Genomic DNA, 19,367 nt, shown 5'->3' on the forward strand with positions numbered 1-19,367 from the left:
CGTTTCGAGCCCGACACCGGGTGAACCGGGGCAGCATCCGTCGATCACCGCGTTTGTCATACGATAGAAGGCTCATGATCCCCGTCGAAATCACCTTCCCGCCCGAACTTCCGGTCAGCCAGCGCCGGGAGGACATCGCCCGCGCCATCCGGGACAACCAGGTGGTTATCGTCGCCGGCGCGACGGGTTCCGGCAAGACCACCCAGCTGCCGAAGATCTGCCTCGAGCTGGGCCGGGAGAACATCGGCCACACCCAGCCCCGCCGGCTCGCCGCGCGCACGATCGCGGAGCGCATTGCCGAGGAGCTCGGCCAGGAGGTCGGGCAGACGGTCGGCTACCAGGTGCGGTTCACCGACCAGGTCGGACCGGATACCCGGATCAAGCTGATGACCGACGGCATCCTGCTCAATGAGATGCACCGCGACCGCCTGCTCCGCAAGTACGACACGATCATCATCGACGAGGCGCACGAGCGCAGCCTCAACATCGACTTCCTGCTCGGATACCTGCGGCAACTGCTTCCGCAGCGCCCCGACCTCAAACTCATCATCACCTCCGCGACGATCGACCCGCAGAGTTTCGCCGAGCACTTCGCCACGCCCGACGGCACGCCGGCCCCGATCATCGAGGTCTCCGGGCGCACCTACCCGGTGGAGATCCGCTACCGCCCGCTGGTCGCCGAGGCGATGGACGCCGACGACGACGAGACGACGGATGCCGCTCCCACCGTCGACCGGGATTACATCGAGGGGATCTCCGCCGCGCTCGACGAGCTCGACCGGGAGTCCAGCGGCGACGTGCTGGTCTTCCTCAGCGGCGAGACCGAGATCCGGGACGCCGCCGACGCGCTGCAGGGCAAGTACGCCTCCTCGGGGCGCACCAGCCCCACGGAGATCCTGCCGCTGTACGGGCGGCTCTCCTCCGCCGACCAGCACAAGGTGTTCCAGCCATCGAAGGTCGCCGGTGTGCGGCGGCGCATCGTGCTGGCGACGAACGTGGCGGAGACCAGCCTGACCGTGCCGGGCATCCGTTACGTCATCGACGCCGGAACCGCCCGGATCAGCCGGTACAGCGTGCGCTCGAAGGTGCAGCGCCTGCCGATCGAGGCTATCTCGCAGGCCTCCGCGAACCAGCGCTCGGGCCGAAGCGGCCGCACCAGCGACGGCATCGCCATCCGCCTCTATTCGGAGGAGGACTTCACCCGCCGGCCCGAGTACACCGAGCCGGAGGTGCTGCGGACGAACCTGGCCGCGGTCATCCTGCAGATGATCTCGCTCGGCCTCGGCGACATCGCCGCGTTCCCGTTCCTCACGCCCCCCGACTCGCGCGGCATCAAGGACGGCCTCGACCTGCTCGCCGAGCTCGGGGCGGTGGCCCCCGACACGGCCGGCCACACGACCGGCTCCAAGGCCGGCGGCTCCAAACCCGGCGTCTCCAAACTGACGCGCATCGGCCAGCAGCTCGCGAAGCTGCCGATCGACCCTCGGTTCGGGCGGATGGTGATCGAGTCCAAGACGCAGGCCGTGAGCCGCGAAGTGATGGTGATCGTCTCCGGGCTCACCATTCAGGACCCCCGCGAACGCCCGCTCGAGCGCCGCGCGCAGGCCGACCAGCAGCACGCCCGTTTCACCGACCCGACGAGCGATTTCCTCAGCCTGCTGAACCTCTGGAACTACCTCGAGACGCAACAGAAGGAGCTCGGCTCCAGCGCGTTCCGGCGACTCTGCAAGAACGAGTTCCTCAACTACCTGCGGGTGCGCGAGTGGCAGGACGTATACAAGCAGCTGCGCCAGATGGCCAAGCCGCTCGGCCTGCACATCGGTGATCCCAGCGTGAATCCCGACGGCATCCACCGTTCGCTCCTGGCCGGCCTGCTCTCCCATATCGGCCTCAAGGACACCATCAAGAAGGACTACATCGGCGCCCGTCAGCAACGGTTCGTGATCTTCCCGGGCTCGGCGCTGGCGAAGAAGCAACCGAACGCCGTGATGAGCGCCGAACTGGTCGAGACCAGTCGACTGTTCGCCCGGATGAACGCGGTCGTCGACCCGGCCTGGGCCGAGCCGCTCGCCGGGGACCTCTGCAAGCGCAGCTACTCCGAGCCGCACTGGGAGAAGAAGCAGGGCGCGGTCGTCGCCTACGAGCGGGTCACCCTCTACGGGGTGCCGATCGTGCCGCGCCGCCGGATCCAGTTCTCGCGGGTCGACCCCGCGTATGCCCGCGACCTGTTCATCCGGCACGCGCTGGTTGAGGGCGAGTGGGACCTCGACCGCATCGACCAGCGGGTCACCGCCTTCGACCGGGCCAACACGAGCCTGCGCAAGGAACTCGCCGAGCTCGAGGAGCGCACGCGGCGCCGGGACATCCTCTTCGACGACGAGGCCGTGTTCGAGTTCTACCAGAAACGCATTCCGGCCGACGTATGCTCCACCCGCACGTTCGAGACTTGGTGGCGCCAGGCGCGCGTGACAACGCCCGACCTGCTCACGATGACCGCCGAGGCGCTGGTGCCCGACGACGCACCGGAGATCGACGAGGCCGTGTTCCCGCCGATCTGGCGGCAGGGCGACCAGAAGTTCGCCCTCAGCTACCGCTTTGAGCCCGGCGCGGATGACGATGGCGTGGCCGTGCAGATCCCGCTGGCCCTGCTCGCCCGGCTCTCCCCCACCGGCTTCGACTGGCAGGTGCCGGGACTCCGTGCCGACCTGGTCACGGCGCTGATCAAATCGCTGCCCAAGAGCATCCGTCGCAACGTGGTGCCTGCCGGCGACTGGGCCAAGCGACTGCTGAACGAGCTGCCGCCGGCGCCGGGAGAGGTGTCGGTCGGGGTCTCGACGGGCTCGACAACCCATGGTTCGAGTATCGGTTCGAGTATCGGCCGCGGGTCGCTGTTCGATCGCGACGACGTGCCCTTCACCGAGACGCTGGCCGCTCTGATCCAGAAGCTCACCTATGTGCCGGTGACCGCGAACGACTTCGAATTGATCCGGGTGCCGGCCCACCTCCGCATGACGTTCCGCGTGGTCGATGAACGCGGTCGCCCGATCGCCTCCGGAAAGGACCTCCTCGAGCTGCAGCGCCGGCTCGGCAACCAGGCCCGCGAGAGCGTGGCCGCGGCATCCGCTGCCACCCCCACCAACGCGATCGAGCGCTCCGGCCTCACCACCTGGGACTTCCCCGAGCTGCCCAGGTTCCTCGACACTAAACAGGGCGACAACACCGTCCGCGGTTACCCGACCCTCGTCGACGAGGGCACCTCGGTGGCGATCCGCATGATGAGCACGGAGGCCGAACAGGCCCGCACCCTGCCCGGCGGGGTGCGCCGACTGCTGCTACTCGCCACGCCCTCCCCGGTCGCCTACGTGCAGCAGCACCTCACCGGGGCCGAGAAGCTCAGCCTCGCCACCAGCCCGTACCGCAGCACCCAGGCGCTGTTCGACGACTGCCTCGCGGCGAGCGTCGACGACGTGCTGTTCCGGGTGAAGCCGGGCGGTCAGGTGTTCATGCGCGCCGAGTTCGACACTATCCGCGACCGGGTGTCCGGCGTGGTGATGGACTCCATGTTCGACACGGTGGGCCTCGTCGCCCGCATCCTCGCCGCCGCGCGCGTCGCCGACAAGGCGCTCAAGGCCTCCACCAGCATGGCCCTGCTGCCGGCCCTGACGGATGCCCGCGCGCAGCTGGCCGGGCTCGTCTACCCCGGTTTCGTGAGCGCCACCGGCCTCGTGCAGCTGCGGCACCTGCCACGCTACTTGGCCGGCATCACCGCCCGCATCGTGAAGCTCGGCGACAACCCCAGCCGCGACCGGGTCTGGATGAACGAGAGCCAGGCGGCCACCGGACGGTTCGAGGATGCCGGCGGCAGGATCCCCTTGCAGGCGAACGCGGCCGCCAATCTGGTGCGCGGGCGCTGGCTGATCGAGGAGCTGCGGATCAGCCTCTTCGCCCAGGAGCTCAAGGCCGCCGAGCCCGTGTCCCTGCAGCGGATCCACAAGGCCCTGACCGGCTGACCGGCCCACGCGCGCTCGGTGAGTCGACAGCTGTGAGGGGTGGGGGCATGGCGCGCACCCCTTAAAGCCGTCGTGTCACCCTCGGCTTTCGCCCAACACGCGCAGAACCCGCTCGCCTAGGCTGGAAATATGGAATTCCGCTATCTCGGTTCATCAGGCCTGAAAATTTCCGAAATCACCTACGGCAACTGGCTCACGCACGGTTCGCAGGTCGAGAACGACATCGCCATTCAATGCGTGCATGCCGCACTCGACGTGGGCATCACCAGCTTCGACACCGCCGACGTCTACGCCAACACCAAGGCGGAGTCCGTTCTGGGAGACGCGCTCAAGGGCCAGCGCCGGGAAAGCCTCGAGGTCTTCACCAAGGTCTACTGGCCCACCGGCCCGCGCGGACACAACGACGTCGGATTGTCCCGCAAACACATCATGGAGTCGATCAACGGCTCACTGACCCGCCTGCAGACCGATTACGTCGACCTCTACCAGGCGCACCGCTTCGACACCGAGACCCCGCTGGAGGAGACGATGCAGGCCTTCGCCGACATCGTACGGCAGGGCAAGGCGCTGTACATCGGCGTCAGCGAGTGGACCGGCGCACAGCTGCGCGCCGGCCACGCCCTCTCGAAGGAGCTGGGCTTCAGCCTGATCTCGAGCCAGCCGCAGTACTCGATGCTCTGGCGCGTCATCGAGGACGAGGTTGTGCCGACCTCGCGGGAGCTCGGCATCGGGCAGATCGTCTGGTCCCCCGTTGCCCAGGGTGTGCTCACCGGCAAGTACAAGGCGGGCCAGGCCCCGCCGGCCGGCTCACGTGCCACAGACCTCAAGGGTGGCGCCGACATGATCAGCCGCTTCATGAACGACGACGTACTGACCCGGGTGCAGAAGCTCGAACCGATCGCCGCCGACCTCAACCTGTCGATGGCGCAGCTGGCCGTGGCCTGGGTGCTGCAGAACGACAACGTCTCGGCCGCCCTCGTCGGAGCCTCCCGCCCCGAGCAGGTGCGGGAGAACGCCCAGGCCGCCGGGGTCAAGATCCCGGCCGAGAGCATGAAGGAGATCGACGAGGTTCTCGGCGACGTCGTGGAGCACGACTCCGCGATGACCGCGGCCACCGCACCGCAGAGCCGCCCGGCATAGCGCGCCCCGTCCGCGCACACCGAGAATCGCCGTTCGTGCCGAGTGTCGCCGCCACAGCGGGGACACTCGGCACGAACGGCGACGGTCGATGTGCGCGTTGCTAGAACACCGCTGCTAGAGCACCTTCGACAGGAACGCCTGCGTGCGGCGGTGCTGCGGGTTGGTCAGGATCTCGTCCGGATCTCCCGATTCGACGACCACACCGCCGTCCATGAAGACGAGCGAGTCGGCGACCTCTTTGGCGAAGCCCATCTCGTGGGTGACCACGATCATGGTCATGCCCGACTTGGCCAGGCCCTTCATCACGTCGAGCACCTCTCCGACGAGCTCGGGGTCGAGCGCACTGGTCGGCTCGTCGAAGAGCATCAGCTTGGGCTCCATCGCAAGCGCGCGGGCAATCGCCACGCGCTGCTGCTGCCCACCCGAGAGGTGCGCCGGATAGTAGCTGGAACGTTCGGCCAGACCGACCCGAGCCAGCAGGTCGAGCGCATTCTGCTCCACCTGGGCCTTCGGCAGCCCCTTCACCCGGAGCGGCGCCTCCATCACGTTCTGCAATGCCGTCATGTGCGGGAACAGGTTGAACCGCTGGAACACCATGCCGATGTCCCGGCGCTGCCGGGCCGCCTCCTTGGGAGCCATCTCGTAGAGCTTTCCGTTGGCCTCCCGGTAGCCGATCAATTCGCCGTCGACGCTGAGCCGGCCGGCGGACAGCACCTCGAGGTGATTGATGCAGCGCAGGAACGTGGACTTGCCTGACCCGCTGGGCCCGACCAGGCACATCACCTCGCCGCGCCTCACCTCGAGCGAGATGCTCTTGAGTACCTCGTTCGAGCCGAAGCTCTTCGAGACCTGCTCGGCCAGGACCATGGGCGGACCTGCCACGGATGCCCCGGCCTGCGTGTTCACGTCGGTCATTTCACGTCTCCGGATCCGGGGTTGACGGGCCCAGGGTCTCTGGGCGGCGGATTGATCGGCGGCAGCCCTCCGGGCGCGGGGCGCACCACGGTCGGCTGGTTGCCGCCGATCACCGGGAGTGTGCCGGTGATGGCTCCGGTCTGGGTGGATTCCGTGCGGTCGGGCTGCCGATCGCCGAGGCCGCGGGCGAACCGCTTCTCGAGGAAGTGCTGGCCCACCATCAGGATCGAGGTGAAGAAGAGGTACCAGATCGACGCGACGATGAGCATCGGGATCGGGTTGAACGTCTCCGCGGAGATGTCCCGCGACCGCGTGTACAGGTCGAAGCTGTAAGGCACGGCTGTCACCAGCGACGTGGTCTTGAGCATCGAGATCACCTCGTTGCCGGTCGGTGGGATGATCACCCGCATCGACTGGGGCAGCACGACCCGCGACATGGTCTGGAACCAGCTCATGCCCAGCGCCGTCGCAGCTTCGTCCTGGCCCTTGTCCACCGAAAGCAGTCCCGCCCGCACGATCTCCGCCATGTAGGCGGCTTCGTTGAGGGCCAGTCCGATGATGGCGAGGGTGAAGGTGTTCAGGGCCGCGTTGGTCTCGAAGGAATACAACGGCTCCATGAACGGGATGCCGATGTCGATGCTCTGGTAGATGATCGAGATGAGACCCCAGAAGACGAGCTGCACGTAGACCGGGGTGCCGCGGAAGATCCAGAGGTAGAACCAGGCGAGGCTCTTGACCACCGGGTTCGGTGTCAGGCGCATCACGGCCAGGACCACTCCGAGCATGATGGCGATCACCATCGAGTAAACGGTGAGCTGAAGCGTGTTGAGCGCCGCCTGGGTGATGCGGCGGTCGAAGACGTACTGGGCGACGGCCGGCCAGTCGTAGGCCGGGCGCCCGGCAGCGTCGATGATGAACAGAGCGAAGCCGAGGATGAGCACCACGGCGAACACATTGCGCCAGGGGTGGCGCAGCCGGATGGCCTTGACCGGCTCCGAATCATTCGATCCGGCCGGCGTCGGGCTTGCCCCTGCCGCCGGACGGATCGTGTCATTGCTGCTCATGGTTAGCCGTTCGCGGCGGCGTTGATCGTGATCTCATCGATGCCGCCGTCAGCGACACCCCAGTCATCGAGGATCTTGCCGTAGGAGCCGTCATCGACCATCGACTGCAGCGCAGCCTGGATCGCCTCGACGAGCCCGGAATCCTTGCCGACCGCGACACCGTACGGTGCCACGTCGAAGGTGTCTCCGGCCGGCTGCAGCTTGCCCTCGGTCTGGGCGATGGCGTACAGGGTCACCGGGGAGTCGGCGCTGAGCGCGTCTGCCTGGCCCAGAACGACGGCGTTGGTCGCGGCATCCTGCGTGTCGTATTGCAGCTTCTCGATCGCGGGCTTGCCGGCGGCGACACAGGCCTCGCTCTTAGCGGGGACCTCGTCGGTGTCCTCGTAGGTCGTGGCCTGTACGGCGACCTTGAGGCCGCAGGCGTCGTCGGGGTCGACGTCGTTGCCGGCGGCGGAGGCCCACTGGATGCCGGCAGTGTAGTAGTTGACGAAGTCGACCTGCTTCTGACGCTCGACGGTGTCGGTGAACGACGACATGCCGATATTCACTTTTTCGCCGGTGACGCTCGGGATGATGTTGTCGAACTTGGACACCTGGAACTCGGGAGTCAGACCGAGCTTCGCGGCGATGCCTTCGGCAAGTTCGATGCCCCAGCCGATCGGCTCGCCGGCCTCGTCCTTGAACTCGTTGGGCGCGTAGGTCGGGTCGGTGCCGATCATGAGCGTGCCGGAATCGGCGACCTCGGCGGGGAGCAGGGCGGCGGCCGCGTCATCCATCTCGATGGTCGCGGCGGACGAACCGTCGGTCGACCCGTTCGTGGCGGGAGTCGAATTGTCCACGCAGCCGGTGAGCAGGAGAGCCGTGACGGCGGCGAGGGCCGGGAGTAGGTATGGAGCGCGCATTGCGAAACCTTCTTCATGGTTGTCGGATGTTGCTGGTTCGTCTTTGAGGTCCGGAAACGGAATTCGACACAGGTGAGCATATAACAGCAGACTCACGCGGATTCCGTGCGCAGATAACGTTTTGGGCCAGCCCTAGTGAGCGTGAACGTGCCTTTTCTTCTCCAGTATGACCGCGAGCGTGTTTCGGGGGCATTTCACGCCCTCGGATCTCCGGTTTCCACGGGCCGCCCGGGCAGGTTCGACCACTGCGACCACGAGCCGGGGTACAGCGCCGGCGTGAACCCGGCGATGGCCAGAGCGGCCGCCTCGTGCGCGGCGGTCACTCCGGACCCGCAGTAGACGCCCACCCTCGGGTGCGCGCCGCCGCCGGCACCGCCGACCCCGAGCGCCTCGAACCGGGCGCGCAGTTCCGCGGCCGGTCGGAATCGCCCGTCGGGGGTGAGATTGTCCGCGGTGGGCGCGCTGATCGCCCCGGGGATGTGGCCGGCACGCGGGTCGATCGGTTCCGTGTCACCGCGGTAGCGCTCCGCGGCGCGCGCGTCGAGGAGCGCGCCGGCGTGCGCGAGGGCGGCGGCGGCATCCGTGTCGAGAACCGGCAGAACGCCGTCGGAGAGGGTGATCGTGCCCGGGTCAGCCGGCTCGTCCCCGATCGCGAGCGGCAGGCCGGCGGCGCGCCAGGCGGCGAGAGCCCCGTCGAGCAGCAGCACGTCACGCACCCCGGCGTGGCGCAGCAGCCACCAGGCGCGGGCGGCCGACATCCCGCCCAGGTCGTCGTAGACCACGACCGTGTCGCCGTCGCGCAGACCCCAGCGGCGCGCGCCGGCCAGCAGCGCTGCGCGGGTGGGCAACGGATGCCGCCCGTCGGCCGGTTCGCCGGGCCCGGCCAGCTCGGTCTCCAGGTCGACGTACACGGCGCCGGGGACATGGCCCGCACGGTATTCGCCGGGCCCAGGCGGACCGCCCAGTTTCCAGCGCACGTCCAGCATGCGAACGTCACTTCGGGTCTGCAGCAGGGCTGCCAGCTCGTCGGCCGTGATCAATATTCGCACGCGCTCACGCTACCTCGGCAGACGTAGACTTGAGTAAGTGAGCAGCTACTGGACCCTTTTGAAGACACCGGGCGTAGCTCGCGTCATCGCCGCACAACTGACCGCCCGTTTCCCCTTCGGGATGCTGTCGCTCGCGTTCCTGATCCACATCGAGCAGGTTTTCGACTCCTACGGAGCTGCCGGCCTCGTGCTGGGCGCGATGAGCATCGGCCAGGCCGTCGCGGGGCCGCTCACCAGCCGCCTGATGGGCCGCTGGGGCATGCGACCGGTCATCACCGCCACTCTCGTCGTGTGCGCGACCTCCATCGTCACGATGGCCCTGGTCAGCATGCCGATCTACGTATTGATGGCCGTCGGGCTGGTTGCGGGGCTGTCCACTCCGCCGATCCAGCCGGCCGTGCGCACCATCTACCCGAAGATCGTCAACTCACGCCAGCTCACGCCCCTGTTCTCGCTCGACGCCTCGGCCCAGGAGATCATCTGGGTGCTGGGCCCGGTGATCGCCACCTTCGTGGCGATCCAGGTCAGCCCGGTTGCCGGCATCCTGCTGGCCGCCATCTTCCTCATCGGCGGCGGCGTCTGGTTCCTGGTGCTGCCCGAGGTCGGCCGGGTGCGCATCCCCCGCAGCCGCCGCAAGCTCGGTGTCGTGCTCAAACGGCCGCCGGTCATGCTCAGCACCATCGTCGGCTTCATGCTGGTGGCCGCCTGTGCCGCGGTCGAGGCCGGCGTGGTGGCCGCGTTCGGGCACGGCAGCTCGAGCTCCGGCTGGGTGCTCGGCATCTTCGCTCTCGGCTCGCTGATCGGCGGGCTCGCCCTCGGCCACGCGCCGATCGGCCCGTGGGCCTTGGCCGCACGGATGCTCATCGTCACCATCGGCCTCGGCCTGGCCGCCGTCGGCAACCTGAGCTTCTGGTGGCTGGCCGTCACACTGCTGGTGGCGGGTATCGGCATCGCGCCGGCCTTCGCCGTACTGTTCGGCATCGTCTCCGCGAGTGTGAAATTCAGCGACACCGCGGAGGCCTACGGCTGGGTGGGCACCGGCCAGCTGATGGGCGCCGCCATGGGCTCCGCCGTCGCCGGTTTCATGATCGACCAGAGCGGCGCCACGGCGGCCATCCTGGTCGCGGCCGGCTTCGCAGGGCTCGGCACGATCATCCCCGCGCTCGGCCGGCGCTGGCACCCGGACCTGCGCGGCCGCGACGCGAGCCCGATCCCCGACACCGCCCCGATCCAGGTGCAGGTCTCCTAACCGCATCCGCTCGGCGCCCGGCGAACCGACGCCATCGGCGGGTTGAGCGTCGCGCGCACCCCTCAATGGCGTCGATTCACGCCTCCGTGCGGGAGGACGAGGTTAGATGGGGAGATGACGATCTCGCCGCTTCTTCCCTTCCACGACGGACACCGGATCCCCCAGCTCGGGCTCGGCGTGTACAAGATCGCGGATGCCGCAGCCGCTGAGGCCGTGCAGGTCGCGCTGGAGGCGGGTTACCGCCACATCGACACGGCGGTGCTCTACGACAACGAGACGGGCGTCGGGCAGGGTGTCGCCCGCTCCGGTCTGCCCCGCGAGGACGTGTTCGTCACCACGAAGGTCTGGAACGACCAGCACGGCTACGACAAGACCCTCCGCGCCTTCGACGTGAGCCTCGGCAAACTCGGTCTCGACTACGTCGACCTCTACCTGATCCACTGGCCCGCGCCTCGCCAGGACCTCTTCGTCGACACCTGGCGCGCCCTGGAGTCGTTGCGCGCCTCGGGTCGCGCCCGGTCGATCGGGGTCTCCAATTTCCACCCTCACCACCTGCAGCGTCTGCTGGCCGAAACGGATGTCGTCCCGGTCATCAACCAGGTGGAGCTGCACCCGTGGCTGCAGCAGTCCGCCGTGCGCGAGTACGATGCGGCCCACGGCATCCTCACCGAGGCCTGGTCGCCGCTGGCCCGCGGCCGCGCGATCGGCAACGAGACGCTCGACGCCATCGGCGCACGGCACGGTAAGACGGCCGCGCAGGTGGTCATCCGCTGGCACCTGGAGCTGGGCAATGTGGTGATTCCGAAGTCGGTGACGCCCGTGCGCATCCGGGAGAACTTCGACGTGTTCGACTTCACGCTGGGCGCCGACGACCATGCCGCCATCGCCACCCTCGACTCCGGCGAGCGCACCGGCAAGGACCCCGACGACCTGGACTGACGATCAGTTCAGTTCAGTTCAGTTCAGTTCAGCCCGGCCCGAGAGTGCCCGTTCCGGTCGAGAGCGACCGGCGGAACGGGCACTCTCGACCGGAAAGGTGCTACCAGCGGGGGTGGATCTGGTCGCGCAGCATCCGGTCGTAGATGTCTTGCACACCCTCGTTGAACTCGAGGCTGAGCGGGGTGACCGATCCGGCAGCGGCGTTGCCGCGGGCCTGCTGCACCGACCGGGCGCCGGGGATGACCGAGCTGACGCCATCGATCTGAGCCACCCAGGCCAGAGCGGCCTGCGCGGGCGTGAGCTCCTCGAGCAACGATCCCACGAGTGCCGTGAACTCCGCGGCGGCCGCCAGCCCGGTCTCGTAGTCCACGCCGGAGAAGGTCTCGCCGACGTCGAAGGCGCTGCCGTCGCGGTTGTAGGTGCGGTGGTCGTTCGCCGCGAAAGTGGTCTCCCGGGTGTATTTTCCGGTCAGCAGGCCGCTCGCCAGTGGAACGCGGGCGATGATGCCCACACCGGCGGCCCGCGCGGCCGGCACGACGGCCTCGAGCGGCTTCAGCCGGAATGCGTTCAGGATGATCTGCACGCTGGCCAGTCCGGGGCGTTCGATGGCGGCGAGCGCCTGGTCACAGGTCTCGACGCTCACCCCGTAGGCGGCGATGGCGCCCTCGGCGACGAGGATGTCGAGAGCGTCGTAGACCTCGCCGGATTCGATCACGTCGTCCGGCGGGCAGTGCAGCTGCACGAGGTGCAGCGTCTCCAGGCCGAGGTTCGCGCGTGACCGGTCGGTCCAGGCCCGGAAGTTGGCGAGCGTGTAGTTCTCGGCCAGCTGGTCGACCCGGCGACCCATCTTGGTGGCCACGGTGATGTCGACGGCGGCACTTTCGGCCAGGAACCGGCCGATGATCTGCTCGCTGCGGCCGTCGCCGTAGACGTCGGCGGTGTCGAAGAAGGTGACGCCGGCATCGACGGATGCCGCGAGCACCGCGGTCGCGTCGCTCTCCGACACGTCACCCCAGTCCGCTCCCAGCTGCCAGGTGCCCAGCCCGATCACTGAGACGGATCGGCCGGTTCTTCCGAGGGTTCGTGTGTCCATTTGTCCAGCCTAGCCACGGAAGCGGCGGCAGCCGGGGTAGCAGCCCCGGACAGGCTGCCGGCCCCGGCCCCGCCGTCGGCGCGGACGTCGGCGTCGATGACCCGCGCCAACGCTCGGGCGAGTCGCGGACGGATGAGATGGTCATTGGCTTCAACGCGATGCATGGTGACGTGGCGCATCCGTTCGATCACGGTCATGGAACCGGCTGCGATGAATGCGTCCAGCACGCCGTAGACCACGTCGACCGGAACCCGCAGGGCCGCGATGTCGCTGACCACGGTCTGCGACTCGATGCAGTGCTCCAGCGACTTCACGAACGGGGTCCAGTTGCGCTCGGTCAACTCGAAGATGCCCTTGGGTAGCAGCCGGGCGATGATGGCCGCGTTCGCGAGGGTGAACTCCTTGTTCAGCCGCAGGAAGTCGTAGGCGCGCAGGTAGGCGCTCACCCGGGCCCGCACCCAGCGGTCGCCGATATCGCTCGGCGACAGGTAGACCGGCGGGCCCACGAGCACCACCCGGGACACCTGGGTGCGCCGGGACGCGCGGGTGCGGGGCAGCGCGGCCAGCCGGGCCGCGATCAGACTGCCGAGGGAGTGGCCCACCAGAATGAACGGCTCGCGCAGCTTCAGCGACCGGATCGTGGCGGCCAGAGCGTCGACGTGGTCCTCGAGCCGGTACTCGCACCCCTCGGGGATCGGTGATTCGCCGAAGCCCAGGATGTCGACGGCGATGACCCGGTGCCGCGGCACCAGCAGGGGCACCAGTTCCCGGAACGTCACCGAGGAGGAGGCGATGCCGTGCACGAGGATCACGACCGGCCCGGTTCCCTCGTCGGTCGCGATGTGCAGCAGCGGCGGGCGCGACCGGCCGAACCGTTCTCCGAGGGCCGCCCACCAGGTCATGGTTCCAGTATCGCCTCGAAAGGCCGCTCCACTCCAGTCGGCGACCGCCGCCCGCCGAGACTCTATTGTGATCCAGCGCCGCCGGGCACAGTCGTACAGTGAGGCCATGAAGCGTTTTCCCGTGATCGTCGCGGTCGTCCTCGGCACACTACTGCTGGCCGGATGCTCCGTGCCCGGCGCTTCCACCGACTCCGGCTCCGGCGGTTCCGCCACGGCCCCGGGCCTCGCCGAACCGGGCGCCGGCCCGGCCGTCGTCACTCCCGGCACGGGCGAGTCCCTCGACTCGCGCGCCTTCCCGGAAGGCAGCACGGGCGAGATCGCCTCCAGCCAGCGCGACGTGATCACCACCGGGATGGTGTCGATCACCGTGAAAGACCCGATCGAATCCGTGCAGGATGCCGTCACCATCACCGAGCAGGCCGGCGGTCGGATCGACAGCCGCACCGAGAACCCCGCCACCGACAATCAGGCGGCGAGCGCGAACCTCACCCTGCGCATCCCCTCCGACGAGCTCGACCGCACGCTGGCGGAGCTGAAGCAACTCGGCACCGTCAACTTCGTCTCGCTCAACACTTCGGACATCACGCAGCAGACTCAGGACCTCGACGCCCGGATCACGTCCCTGCAGACCGCGGTCGACCGGTTGCTGGCCCTCATGGTGGACGCCACGAACACGACCGACCTGATCGCCGTCGAGAACGCGCTGGCGGAACGACAGAGCGAACTCGAGGGGTTGCAGGCGCAGCGGGACTACCTGTCCGACCAGGTCGACTTCTCGACCATCACGCTCGACCTGTACTCCACCGGCACGGTGGAGCCCGGCACCCCGGACGGCTTCTTAGATGCCATCGCGGCCGGCTGGACCGCCCTGGTGGCAGCCCTCGGCACCGCGATGGTGGGCATCGGCTTCGCGCTGCCCTGGCTGCTCGCCCTCGGCCTTATCGCCGCAATCGTCTACCTGGTGATCCGGTTGGCACGGAAGCGGCGCACGGCTGCGTAAGCTTGCTTGGTGAACACGATCACCGAACTCTCCCCGCTCGGTGACGAGCTTCTCGAACGCATCCGTTCTCGTGCCGCCGCGCATGACCGGGACAACACGTTCCCCGCCGATGACCTGGCCGACCTGACCGCCTGCGGCTACCTCCGCTCGCTCGTGCCCGTCGCCGATGGTGGCCTCGGGCGCAGCGTGCAGCAGGTCGCCGAGGACCAAACCCGGCTGGCCGCGCACGCCCCGGCCACGGCCCTCGCCGTCAACATGCACCTCGTCTGGACTGGTGTGGCGCGCACCCTGCACCAGCGCGGCGACGACAGTCTCGCCTTCGTGCTGCACGGCGCCGTCGCCGGCGAGATCTTCGGCTTCGGGGTGAGCGAGCCCGGCAACGACCTGGTGCTTTCCGATTCGCTCACGACGGCTGCCCCGCAGCCGGGCGGCGGCTACCGGTTCACCGGCACCAAGATCTTCACCACCCTCTCCCCCGCCTGGACCCGGCTCGGCACGATGGGCCTCGACCGGGAGTCCATCGACGGACCCAAGATCGTCTGGGCGTTCATCGACCGGGACGACCCGGGCGTCAGCCAGAAGGATGACTGGGACACCATGGGCATGCGGGCCAGCCAGAGCCGCAGCACCGTGCTCTCCGGCGCATCCGCCCGCCCCGAACAGGTCTTCCGTCGGCTGGATCCCGGCCCGGGCCCTGACCCGCTGATCTTCGCTATCTTCGCGAACTTCGAAATCCTGCTGGCCGCCGTGTACACCGGTATCGGCCGGCGGGCGGTCGAGCTGGCCGTGCTGGCGGCGAAACGACGCACGTCGTTGAAGCACGACGGCCGACCCCTGGCGCAGGACCCGGACATCCGGTGGCGCGTCGCGGAGGCCGCGATGATGATGGATGGCCTGTACCCCCAGATCGCTACCCTCGCCCACGACCTCGACGTCCTCGCCGATCACGGCCCGCGGTGGTTCCCGCTGCTGTCGGGTCTGAAGCACCGCGCCACCGAGACCGCGCGCCTGGTCGTCGACCAGGCCCTGCGGGTGAACGGCGGTTCGTCGTACTTCGCCGGCAATGAGCTCGGGAGATTGTACCGAGACGCGCTCGCCGGGCTCTTCCACCCTTCCGACGCCGAGTCGGCGCACGCTACCGTGGCCGCCGCCTGGCTGGGTCCGATCGATGTCTGACGTCACCCGCGCGATCAACGTCTTCGACAGCGCCGCCTATACCCGCTCCGTCCTCGACCTCACCATGCGGCTCGCGGAGGTCATCTTCGCGGCCGGTGCCGGCGCCGAAGACGCCACGGCCGCCATGGAAGCCATCACCCGCGCCTACGGGCTCAGGGGCACCGAGGCCAACGTCACCCACACGATCATCGCGCTCACCCACGAGGACCCGGCCACGCACGAGTCCATCACCCGGAGCCGCAACGTCAAGTACCGCTCCCTCAACTACGGGAAGCTGACGGCCACGTCCGAGCTGATCGCCGAGATCCTCGACTCGCCGCCGGATGTCGCCGACGCCCGCAAGCGCCTGGCCACCATCGTCAGCGCCAAGCCTCAGGTGCCGGCCCTGTACCGCCGGCTGGGCTGGAGCCTCGTCGGAGCCGGGGCCGCCGTGCTCATCGGGGGCGGAGTGGTCGTCTGCATCGCGGCTTTCGTCGCGACGTTCTTCATCGACCTGATCACGAGCTCGCTCGACCGCCGTCAGGTTCCCGTGTTCTACCAGAACGTCGTCGGCGGGGCGATCGGCCCGATCGTCGCCGCCGTGGTGGCACTGATCGACACCTCGGCGAACCCGTCCCTCGTGGTCATCGCTACCATCATCATGCTCCTTGCCGGAGTCACCACCTTCGGCGCGGTGCACGACACCCTGTCCGGCTTCTACCTGACCGGCACGGCACGGATGATGGAGGCCCTGCTGATCACGGGCGGTCTGGTCACCGGTGTGGCCGGGGCGTCACTGCTGGTGGCACGCTTCGGGTTCCAGTTGCGCGTGGACGCGAACCTCACGCCGACCCTGGCCGATCTGCCCGTGATGCTGGCCGCCGCAATGGTCATCGTCGCGGGTTTCGGCCTCGCCGTTCAGGTGCCGTGGCGGGCATTCTGGGTGGTCTGCCTGCTGGGCGCCGTCGCCGAATTGCTCTACCTGGGTGGCGCGAACGCCGGCTTCGGCCTGGTCTGGTCGTCTGCGCTCAGCGCCATGGGCGTCGGCCTGCTGGCCGCGATCGCGGCGCGGATCGTGCGCACTCCCCCGCTCGTGATCGTCGTCTCCGCCCTCGTCCCGCTTGTGCCGGGGCTGATCCTGTTCCGCGGTCTGCTGCAGATCTCGGACGGCAACATCGACGGGCTCCTCAACATGCTGACCGCCGGTGCCGTGGCCGCCGCACTGGCGGCAGGTGCCATCCTCGCCCAGTACGTGGTGCAGTTCGTCTGGGGTCCGGCGCGCAGGCTGCAGCGCCGGTTCGTGGGACCGCTGATGGCCCTGCCCGTGCGGCTCGGCCGCGGCCCCGGCACCCGGATCTAATCCGGTGGACGAGTCAGGCGGTCCCTGCTAGTTGGGGATATCCGCCTCGCCCTGGGGCTCCTCGTTCTCCTCCTCGACGAAGCGGTAGGGGATCGGTTCCTCGGTCTCGTGTCCGATCCGGAAGCTGCGGCGAATGGTTGCGCCGTCTTCCGTCTCCTCGAGCACGACGTCCTTCTGGTACTCACCGTTCACGTACTCGAGTTCCCGGGGCGTGCCGGCGGCGATCACGTTGGGTCCGTAGAAGATGGCTTCGTAGGTGGTTTTATCGCTCATGGTTGTGTCCCTTTCTCCGGATGGAGACGTCCGCCTCGCTGGCAAGGCGCGTCGGCCTCAGCCTACGGCCCGGCGCCCCGGTTGCACAGGGCCGGGCGTCCGGTGGCAGCGGGAAGATGCCGTTTCGCGGCAATCCGCGTAGGGTCGAAGTCACGGTGCCGCTGGGGCTCGGTTCGAAGGAGTACACATGGCTGACAAATCACCCAAGAAGGACGCATCCAAAAAGGTTGCCGGCAAGTCCTTGAAGGAAAAGCGTGCCGACAAGCACGCCAAGGCGAACGAGACGACCGAGAAGGCGCGCAAGGCGTAGCGCCTGCTCCACGATTAAACTCAGGGTGTTGCCGCGAGAATCGCGGCAACACCCTTTTTCGTCCCGAAAGGACCTGCCGATGACCCTTCCCGCCCTGGACACCACTGTGGACTACCCCGCCGGGCGGACCGAGAGCACCGCCACGGTGCTGCACGTCGAGCCGCTCCCGACAGGACTGGTCGCCGTGCTCCTCGACACCACGCCCGTGCACCCGGTTGACGCGGGCTGGCCCGACCAGGGGCCCGACCGGGCCGTGCTGCGCACCCAGGGAACCGAACTCCCGGTGCTGGACTGCGTGGTCGGTGCGACGGACGGGTCGGCGCTGTACCTGGGCCGGGACATCCCGATGCCGAACGGAACGCCCGGCTGGGCGTTCGTAGTGGCCCACCTCGTGGCGCCCGACGATGCCCTGGCCGAGGGGCTGAGTGTCGTGGCCGTCGTCGACGCCGGCTACCGCCAACGGATGTCCGCGGGCCACACCGCGTGCCACCTGGCCTCCCTCGCCCTCAACCGGGCTCTCGCCGACCGCTGGAAGAAGGAGGTGCGCACCGATGCCCTCGACAACCCCGACTTCGACGGCACCGCGATCGACGTGTCCCTGATCGGCGAGAACGGATCCGTCGACACCTACCGGCTCGGCAAGTCCCTGCGCCGCAAGGGATTCGTCACCGAGGGACTAACCGGGCAGCTGGCCGAGGTCGAATCGGTGGTGAACGCCGCCCTCGCCGAGTGGGTCGCCACCGGCGCGAGCGTTCGCATCGACCGGGACGGCCCGCTGCTCACCGACCGCCGGTACTGGATCTGCGAGCTACCGGCCCACGAGGCGCGCATTCCCTGCGGCGGCACCCACGTCTCCTCCCTGGCCGAACTCGGCGTCGTTCGCGTGGCGCTGTCCACGGCCGACGCCGAGGGCACGACCGTGCTCACCATGGAGACGTTCGTCGGCTGACCGGCTGGCGGCTGGTGGGGCAGACGATGTTGCATGGTCCGAGCGCTCCCCGGCCGCCGGCGCGCACCCGGATGACCGCCCAGCCCACACCGCGAGCAGTCACGTTGCAGGGTCATGCTCGCCTCCGTCGCCCGCGCCCCTGTCGCCACGGGCCGACGCTATTCCCGGCCACTGACATGTCGACCGCACACAGGAAGAAGGCCCCCGGTTTCCCAGGGGCCTTCGACTGACCATCACTTGACTATCTCGGTGGAGCTAAGGAGATTCGAACTCCTGACCTTCTCATTGCGAACGAGACGCGCTACCAACTGCGCCATAGCCCCCAACCGCTTATGCAGAATATCACGAGCGGCGACCGAGTTTCACCGAACGGCCAGGGAGAGCGCGAATCGGCCCGGATTCGGTCAGCCGACGGCGCGGCGACGACGCAGCACGTCGTCGAGGTCGCTCATGCCGGGAGCGGTGTCTCCGACGACCCCCATCGACGCGAACCGGCTCGCCGCGGGCACGACCGGGGCAGTCTCCCGAACGGTCGCCGCACGCTTGAGCGAAGTGACGGCCACCTCGAGGGCCGCGGCGCGGCGGGCCAGTTCCGCCTCGGCGGCGACCTTGCGCAGTTCGGCGGCAGCATCAACGGACGCCATGGCCGCCTGGGCGACGGATCCGCGCGACAGGTGCATCGGCCGCGGCAGGGGGAGCGGCGTCCAGCTCGGGGCCACGACGGGGGTCTCTTCCAGGTGCACGGGCTCGAAGGCCTGCCCGACCCGCGGCTCGCGGTAGGTGACCTCTGACCCGCTCGCCGTGGCGCCCTGCTGGTGGGCGCGTTGAGCCGTGCGCGCGAGGCGCGACAATGCCCCGACGGCGAGGGCAACCGTGGCCAGTCCGCCGACGAGCGCCGTCCCGGCTCCGCCCGCAGCCACCGCGACGACCCCGGAGACGAAGAGCACGATGCCGACGAGCAAGATCAGGGAGGTCAGCGCGCGCACCCGGCGCAGGCGGAGCGCGCGAGCGCGACCCGGCGAACCCGCCATGGCCCCGGCGCGCACGGCCCCGGCAC

General features: G+C 68.7%; 16 protein-coding genes, 1 tRNA gene and 1 pseudogene. 9 read left to right on the forward strand and 9 right to left on the reverse strand.

Going from position 1 to position 19,367, the window contains the following annotated elements:
* Positions 1–74 precede the first annotated feature (74 nt).
* Both hrpA and E3O67_RS02645 read left to right on the forward strand, forming a co-directional pair.
* Positions 75–4,010, forward strand: coding sequence for an ATP-dependent RNA helicase HrpA (gene hrpA / locus E3O67_RS02640; RefSeq protein WP_134432969.1), 3,936 nt, complete (start codon positions 75–77; stop codon positions 4,008–4,010).
* 129 nt (positions 4,011–4,139) lie between these two features.
* The gene (locus E3O67_RS02645; protein ID WP_134432971.1) at positions 4,140–5,150 is read left to right on the forward strand and encodes an aldo/keto reductase family protein; all 1,011 of its coding nucleotides are present in this window, start codon (positions 4,140–4,142) and stop codon (positions 5,148–5,150) included.
* Between the two features lie 114 nt (positions 5,151–5,264).
* On the opposite strand, the gene E3O67_RS02650 is transcribed toward E3O67_RS02645, so the two are convergent.
* The 4 genes from E3O67_RS02650 to E3O67_RS02665 form a co-directional block, all read right to left on the reverse strand.
* The gene (locus tag E3O67_RS02650; RefSeq protein WP_370259920.1) at positions 5,265–6,065 is read right to left on the reverse strand and encodes an amino acid ABC transporter ATP-binding protein; all 801 of its coding nucleotides are present in this window, start codon (positions 6,063–6,065) and stop codon (positions 5,265–5,267) included.
* Positions 6,062–7,129 (reverse strand): amino acid ABC transporter permease, encoded by a 1,068-nt coding sequence (locus tag E3O67_RS02655; protein WP_134432973.1) that lies wholly within the window; start codon positions 7,127–7,129, stop codon positions 6,062–6,064. The genes E3O67_RS02650 and E3O67_RS02655 overlap by 4 nt, the downstream gene beginning before the upstream one ends.
* 2 nt (positions 7,130–7,131) lie before the next feature.
* The gene (locus E3O67_RS02660; RefSeq protein ID WP_134432975.1) at positions 7,132–8,031 is read right to left on the reverse strand and encodes an ABC transporter substrate-binding protein; all 900 of its coding nucleotides are present in this window, start codon (positions 8,029–8,031) and stop codon (positions 7,132–7,134) included.
* A gap of 194 nt (positions 8,032–8,225) precedes the next feature.
* A complete protein-coding gene (locus E3O67_RS02665; RefSeq protein ID WP_198417217.1) occupies positions 8,226–9,080 on the reverse strand; it encodes a sulfurtransferase in 855 nt (284 codons plus the stop codon).
* A gap of 37 nt (positions 9,081–9,117) precedes the next feature.
* Between E3O67_RS02665 and E3O67_RS02670 the strand changes: the two genes are divergently transcribed.
* Both E3O67_RS02670 and E3O67_RS02675 read left to right on the forward strand, forming a co-directional pair.
* Positions 9,118–10,329, forward strand: a complete 1,212-nt coding sequence (locus E3O67_RS02670) for an MFS transporter (protein WP_134432977.1) — start codon at positions 9,118–9,120, stop codon at positions 10,327–10,329.
* Between the two features lie 114 nt (positions 10,330–10,443).
* Complete coding sequence (locus tag E3O67_RS02675) at positions 10,444–11,268, forward strand: aldo/keto reductase (protein ID WP_134432979.1); 825 nt, start codon at positions 10,444–10,446, stop codon at positions 11,266–11,268.
* 100 nt (positions 11,269–11,368) lie between these two features.
* Here the strand turns inward: E3O67_RS02675 and E3O67_RS02680 are convergent, their stop codons facing one another.
* The gene (locus tag E3O67_RS02680) at positions 11,369–12,361 is read right to left on the reverse strand and encodes an aldo/keto reductase (protein WP_134432981.1); all 993 of its coding nucleotides are present in this window, start codon (positions 12,359–12,361) and stop codon (positions 11,369–11,371) included.
* Positions 12,316–13,263: an alpha/beta fold hydrolase gene (locus tag E3O67_RS02685; RefSeq protein ID WP_134432983.1), complete on the reverse strand. Its 948-nt coding sequence runs from the start codon at positions 13,261–13,263 to the stop codon at positions 12,316–12,318. Before E3O67_RS02685 ends, E3O67_RS02680 begins: the two co-directional genes overlap by 46 nt.
* A 106-nt stretch (positions 13,264–13,369) precedes the next feature.
* Here E3O67_RS02685 and E3O67_RS02690 point away from each other — a divergent pair, with 106 nt between their 5' ends.
* From E3O67_RS02690 to E3O67_RS02700, 3 genes are read left to right on the forward strand one after another with little or no spacing between them, the layout of a single operon-like run.
* Positions 13,370–14,263 carry a DUF4349 domain-containing protein gene (locus E3O67_RS02690; protein ID WP_166787063.1) on the forward strand — a complete coding sequence of 298 codons (894 nt, stop codon included), beginning with the start codon at positions 13,370–13,372 and terminating at the stop codon, positions 14,261–14,263.
* Between the two features lie 18 nt (positions 14,264–14,281).
* The gene (locus E3O67_RS02695) at positions 14,282–15,439 is read left to right on the forward strand and encodes an acyl-CoA dehydrogenase family protein (RefSeq protein ID WP_370259929.1); all 1,158 of its coding nucleotides are present in this window, start codon (positions 14,282–14,284) and stop codon (positions 15,437–15,439) included.
* Positions 15,432–16,778, forward strand: coding sequence for a threonine/serine exporter ThrE family protein (locus E3O67_RS02700; RefSeq protein WP_166787064.1), 1,347 nt, complete (start codon positions 15,432–15,434; stop codon positions 16,776–16,778). Before E3O67_RS02695 ends, E3O67_RS02700 begins: the two co-directional genes overlap by 8 nt.
* 27 nt (positions 16,779–16,805) lie before the next feature.
* On the opposite strand, the gene E3O67_RS02705 is transcribed toward E3O67_RS02700, so the two are convergent.
* Positions 16,806–17,051, reverse strand: a complete 246-nt coding sequence (locus E3O67_RS02705; RefSeq protein ID WP_134432991.1) for a hypothetical protein — start codon at positions 17,049–17,051, stop codon at positions 16,806–16,808.
* Between the two features lie 187 nt (positions 17,052–17,238).
* Between E3O67_RS02705 and E3O67_RS17595 the strand changes: the two genes are divergently transcribed.
* Positions 17,239–17,361 carry a hypothetical protein gene (locus tag E3O67_RS17595; protein ID WP_255408599.1) on the forward strand — a complete coding sequence of 41 codons (123 nt, stop codon included), beginning with the start codon at positions 17,239–17,241 and terminating at the stop codon, positions 17,359–17,361.
* A 79-nt stretch (positions 17,362–17,440) separates the two neighbouring features.
* Entirely contained in the window at positions 17,441–18,310 is an 870-nt protein-coding gene (locus tag E3O67_RS02710; RefSeq protein WP_134432993.1) for a metal-dependent hydrolase, read from the forward strand.
* A gap of 250 nt (positions 18,311–18,560) precedes the next feature.
* Here E3O67_RS02710 and E3O67_RS02715 read toward each other — a convergent pair.
* Positions 18,561–18,633, reverse strand: a tRNA-Ala gene (locus tag E3O67_RS02715).
* Positions 18,634–18,714: 81 nt separating this feature from the next.
* Positions 18,715–19,367: pseudogene (locus tag E3O67_RS16790) on the reverse strand (hypothetical protein); the annotation flags it as partial.

Source organism: Cryobacterium sp. TMT3-29-2, assembly GCF_004564305.1.
GTDB lineage: Bacteria > Actinomycetota > Actinomycetes > Actinomycetales > Microbacteriaceae > Cryobacterium > Cryobacterium sinapicolor.